The sequence below is a fragment of the Armatimonas sp. genome, assembly GCF_964826245.1.
Genome location: NZ_CBAYMC010000265.1, coordinates 1 through 5,489, shown reverse-complemented (window position 1 = coordinate 5,489; position 5,489 = coordinate 1). Strand labels below are relative to the sequence as shown.

2 protein-coding genes are annotated in these 5,489 nt (G+C 63.3%); both read left to right on the top strand.

Annotated features, from left to right (window positions below; all coding sequences use genetic code 11):
• Positions 1-1,360, top strand: a 1,360-nt coding sequence (locus AC1XOS_RS19170) for an efflux RND transporter periplasmic adaptor subunit (protein ID WP_481963824.1), incomplete at its 5' end; no start/stop codon positions are given.
• A partial coding sequence (locus AC1XOS_RS19165) for an efflux RND transporter permease subunit (RefSeq protein WP_481963823.1) occupies positions 1,357-5,489 on the top strand: 4,133 nt, incomplete at its 3' end. The genes AC1XOS_RS19170 and AC1XOS_RS19165, both read left to right, overlap by 4 nt.

The following is a 5,489-nucleotide window of genomic DNA, read 5'->3' as shown; positions in this document are numbered from 1 at the left end:
GATTAGTGGGCAGATCGAGCCGTATCGCATCGCGACAGTTTCTTCGGAGGTGGCGGCGAAGATTAGCGCTCTGCCGATCTCGGTGGGAGCGCGCGTGGAAGCGAGTGGGCTTCTGGCACACCTCGATGCCAGTGTCGCGATTGCCACACTCCACGAGGCCGAGGCGGGGCTAAAGCAGAGCCAGGCTGGGCGGCGGCAGGCAGAGGCGGAGTATACACGGGCCGTGGTGGAGACCGATGCGGGGCAGCAAGCCGCGCGAGCCCAGCTCGCGCAGGCCGAGGCGGGAGAGCGTGGGGCGGTGGCGCAGGCGACTCAGGCAGCACAGAGCGAGCGAAAGGCTCGCTCCGCCACTCGAGCCCAAGAGCTGCTCCAGGCCGAGGCCGCGCTGGCACAAGCGCAAGCGGATGAGCGGCTCGCCACCAAAGAGCGGGATCGCATCGCCGTTTTGCTGAAAGAGGGTGTGGTCGGCCAGCAGGCGCTGGATCGAGTGCAGGCAGCGCAAGAGGCGGCGGCGGCTCGCAAAACTGCCGCTGAGCAGGGGCTCTCGCTTGCTAAAGAGGGGGCTCGCGACGAAGACATTCGGTCCGCGTCGGCGGGAGTGGCGCAGGCGAGTGCGGGTGTTGCGAGTTTCCAGGCGCAGAAGGACGCCGCGCAGGCACAGCTCCGGGTTGCGGGGACGCGGCCTGCACGGTTAGAGACCATCCGGCGGCAGATCGAGGGTCTGAAAGCACAAGAGTCCCGTGCGGCGGCGAGCGTGGAGCAGGCGCAGCTCTTGGTTGCGAAGCACCGGATCGTCGCGCCGTTTGCGGGGCGCGTGCTCGCCAAGCTCACCGAGAGTGGGCAGCTTGTCTCGCCCGGAGCGCCGATTGCCAGATTAGGGGACTTGAGTCGCGTGAAGGCTACTTTTGCCGTGCCTGAGGCGGGGCGGCTGGCACTTCGTCCCGGCCAGAGCGTGTCGCTGACCGCAGATGCCTTGCCTGGAAAGCGCTTCTTAGGGCGGATTGAGACCGTCAGCTACCAGGCCGATCCTCGGACACGGGCGTTTGCTATCGAGGTTCGCGTCGAAAATCCGGGAGAGGTGCTCTTGCCCAACATGGTCATCCGGCTCGCACTTGCGCCGACGCGTCGCTCTAGCGCGGTCTTTGTACCTGTCTCAGCTGTCGCGACGGATGGCAAGAAGTCGTATGTTTTCTTGCTGGAAGACGGCAGGGCAAAGCGCCAGGATATTGTCACAGGCAGCGTCCAGGGTGAGCAAGTGGCGGTGCGCTCCGGACTTTTGGGTGGCGAAGTGCTTGCCGCGACCCCACAGCGCCTGACCGAGGGCGCGTCTGTACAGATCAAAGGGGAAGGGACGAAATGAGCCCGACAAAGCTTGCTTTTGCCTACCGCCCGGTGACGGTGCTTCTGGCACTTCTGGTTCTGGCGCTGGGCCTTACGGGGCTCTTTACGATGTCGCGCCGCGAAGACCCCGATCTCAAAGGACGCTTTGCACAAGTGGTCGCCCTCTATCCGGGCGCATCGGCGTCGCAAGTGGAGCTGCAAGTCACCGAGAAGCTGGAGCGGACGCTTCGTGAGATTGATGATGTGGGCAATGTCACTTCCACATCGCGGCCCGGTGTTGCGGTGATTCAAGTGGAGGCAGCGGATCGGATGACCGACACGCTCGACAAGCTCATGGATCAGCTCCGTAAGCGTAGCGCCGATCTTAAGCCACAGCTGCCTGCCGGTGTGGTGAGTGTTGCCGTGAACGATAGGTTTGCCGATACGTCTGCGCTGATCTTTGCCGTGACCCAGCCAGGTGCCAGCTCATGCCAGCTCGAAGTGCTCGCTAAGCAGCTCCGCGACCAGCTCAAGCCTCTCCCTGAAGTGGGGGAGACGCAGCTCTTAGGGGCTGAGCAAGAAGTCATCACTGTCGCGCTTTCATCCCAGCGGCTGGCGGCACGGGGTGGAGCTGTGACAACGGATAGCATTGCGGCAGCGATTTCGCGCAAGAATGTCTTACCTGACGTGGGGGGCTCAGCCACCGCAGGGGATACCCGACTGACTCTGACCCCCACGGGAAACCTCGCGGAGCTTGCCGAGCTGGAAAATCTAGTCGTGGGAGCGTCGGAGACAGGGGCGCCGGTCTACCTGCGCGATGTCGCCACGGTCACGCGGGGCTTTGCCGACCCACCCAGCTCTCTGTTTCGGGTCAGCGGTGCTCCCTCCGTGGGCGTGAGCATAACCATGCGCAAGGGGGGCAATATCTCCGAGCTGGGAAAGAAAGCCCAAGAAGTCGTCCGGAAGCTGGCACTGCCCGCCGGGGCGAAGATCACCACGGTGAATAACCTCCCCAAGTCCGTGGAGCGCCGCGTGGATGGCTTTTTTCACGAGCTGCTCCTCGCCGTCGGAATTATCTTCTTGGTGATGCTCGCCTTCATGGGCTGGCGCTCGGCGCTCTTAGTGGGGGTGATGCTTCCGCTCTCGATGCTGGCCACGTTCGCGGCCATGTGGCTCACGGGCCGCGAGGTCCAGCAGATGAGTATCGCGGCGCTGATCATCGCCCTCGCTCTGGTCGTGGACAACAGTATCGTGGTCCTAGACAACATCGAGGAGAAACTCTCGTCTGGGCTCGCTCGTGAGCAGGCCGCGATTCTCGGTGCCGACGAGCTACGGGGGCCTTTTCTCACCGCGAACTTAGTGGCAATTAGCTCGTTTCTGCCGCTGGCGTTTCTTCCAGGTGGCGTGGGAGACTTTGTCCGCGATCTGGGACTGGTCACTGCCCTCTCGCTGGTGGTCTCGGTGCTGCTCAATCTCACGGTGCTACCGCTGCTTTGCTTTCGCTTTCTGCGGGCGGGGCACGACGAAAAGAAAACGGCGATCCAGCGTGGGCTGGACCGGGGTGTGGACGCCCTCCGCGAGGGGAAAGCAAGCCTGGCGCAGAGCGCGTTCCGTCGGCCCGGTGTCGTGGTAGGAATCGCTGCACTCGCGCTCTTTGGGGCTGTCTCCCTGATCCCAAGGCTTGGCTTTGCCTTCTTCCCACCCGCCGAGCGTGACCAGTTTGTCGTAGATATCTGGCTCCCAGAAGGCCGCGATATTCGGGCCACCGAGCGGGCCGTCAAGAAAGTGGAAGCGCTCTTAGCCGAGCAGAAAGGGATTGTCTCTTTCGTGAGCTATATCGGGCAGGGGGGGCCGCGCTTCTACTACAATATCTCGCCCGAGACCCCCACGGCCAACTACGCCCAGCTTATCGTCAATACAGAGACCCTGGAGCAGACCGGCCCACTGGTCGCTACGGTTCAGAGCGCCGCCCGAGTCGCCGTTCCTGAGGCGCGAGTGACGGCCAAAAAGCTCGAACAAGGCCCGCCGGTAGGGGCACCTGTTGCGGTACGCGTGACGGGTAGCTCTGTGGAGAGCCTGCGGCGTGCGGCAACAGAGCTGGAAGCCCGGCTCAATGGGATCGCAGGGACGCATAGTGTCCATAATAGCTACGGTGAGCTCCCGCTTCAGCTTAAAGTAAACGTGGATGAAGACAGGGCCGCTGCACTTGGGCTGTCGTCGGCGGTGGTGGCCCAGACTGCGCGCCTTGCCTACACGGGCCAGGTCGTCTCGCTCTTGCGGGAGGGCGATAAGGAAATCCCTATCGAGCTCCGTGGCGAGCTCCAGGAGCGGGTGTCGCCTGAGAGCCTGCGGGATCTCTACCTGCCCGGTGGCGTCCAGCTCCAGCAAGTGGCGACACTTGCGCTGACCCCCGGTGAGGGACGCATTGTCCGGCGCAACGGGCAGCAGACACTCACCGTCAGCGCCTATCTCGATGGCTCTCGTCTGGCCTCCGCCATTGTCGATGACCTCAAGGTGTCGCTGGTAAAACAGCCCCTCACCGAGACTGTGGCGCTGGGCTACGGCGGCGAGCAAGAAGAGGCAAATAAGTCGTTTGTCAATATGATCGTGGTCTTTGCCGTGGCCTTTGTCTTTAACTTAGTGGTCTTGATGGTGCAGTTCAACTCTGTGCCGATTGTCACCGCGATCCTGGCCTCCGTGCCGCTCGGGGTGATTGGCGCCGTGCCGGGGCTCTTTCTCGCACATCAGAACTTTGGCTTCATGGCGTTTCTAGGGATCGCCGCGCTGGGGGGAATTGTGACCAACCACACGATCTTTGTCTTTCACTACGCCCAAGAGGAGCAGCGCCACCAGCAAATCTCCATGGCGGATGCGCTCGTGGATGCCAGCCGCCGCCGCCTGCGCCCGATCCTACTGACAGTGCTTCTCTCGGTCGGGGCGCTCCTGCCACAAGCCTACTCGGGCAGTAAGCTCTGGCCACCACTCGACTGGGCGATTATCGCAGGGCTGCTTGTCTCGACTTTCCTCACCATGATCGTCATCCCAAGTGTCTATGCCCTGCTGACCCGAGGCGAAGCACGGCGCATTGCAGCACCAAGTGCTGTAATGCTACTCTTACTGACGACGCTCCCCGCACAGGCGCAAACGCAGCTGCTCACGGTGGATCAGGCGGTGGCGCAAGCGCTCAGCCGAAGCCGGAGCATTCAGCTTGCCGAGGCGAGCCTGCATCGTGCCACCGGAAAGACGACCGAGGCAAGGGCCGCACTGCGCCCCACCGCTGGTGTTAGTGCCAACTTAGTGCGCCTCAATCGAGGGCAGCGCTTTGCAGCGGGGCCAGCGACCATCCAGGGAGCCTATCTGGAACAAGCGCAGTACGCCGCCTCCGCGACCCTGCCTCTGGACATCGTAGGGCTCTTGAGCACCGCCAAGAGTGCGGCCCAGCTTGACGAACTTATCGCCCAGCTTGGGGTGGAGAAGGCACGCCAAGAGGTATCCTTAGATGTCCGGCTCGCCTGCTACGAGCTAACGCGTGGGCAAGCCCTGCTGCAAGTCGCAAAAGCAGCGCAAGAGACGGCCCAGCAGCGCCTCAAAGACGCCGAGGCCAGCCAGCGTGCGGGAATCGCGCCTCGGCTGGATGTGCTCCGAGCACAGACAGGGCTTGCGGAGGCTCAGCAGCGCTTACTGCAAGCTGAGAATGGCGTGGCGCTGGCACGGGCCGCGCTGGCAACCAAGCTCGTGCTGCCGCTGGAGACGGCACTCTCGCTAGCCGAGCTTGCTCTTCCAAATAAAACAGACGCCAACGAAGCCGATGAAGTCGTGCTCCGCAACCAGGCTCTCGCGCAGCGCCCGGAGCTTCTGCAAGCGCGGGCAGGCATTCGCGCCTCCGAGCTGGGAGTGAAGCTGGCACAGCGCAGTCTCCTGCCGAGCATGGGAATCTCCCTCGGGGGCCAGTACAACCCCAATGCCGGAGCGCTCTCCGTGCGGGATATTGCGCAAGTCGCGGTGGGGATCACGGTTCCATTGAGTGATGGTGGCATGGCCCGTGCACGAAGACAGCAAGCCGAGGCGGAAAAAGAGTCCGCTCAGGCGGCGCTGAGCCAAGCGGAAGAGGCGGTTGCCCTGGAAGTTCGGCAAGCGGTTCTCAACACCCGCGATGCGGAGGCGCGGCT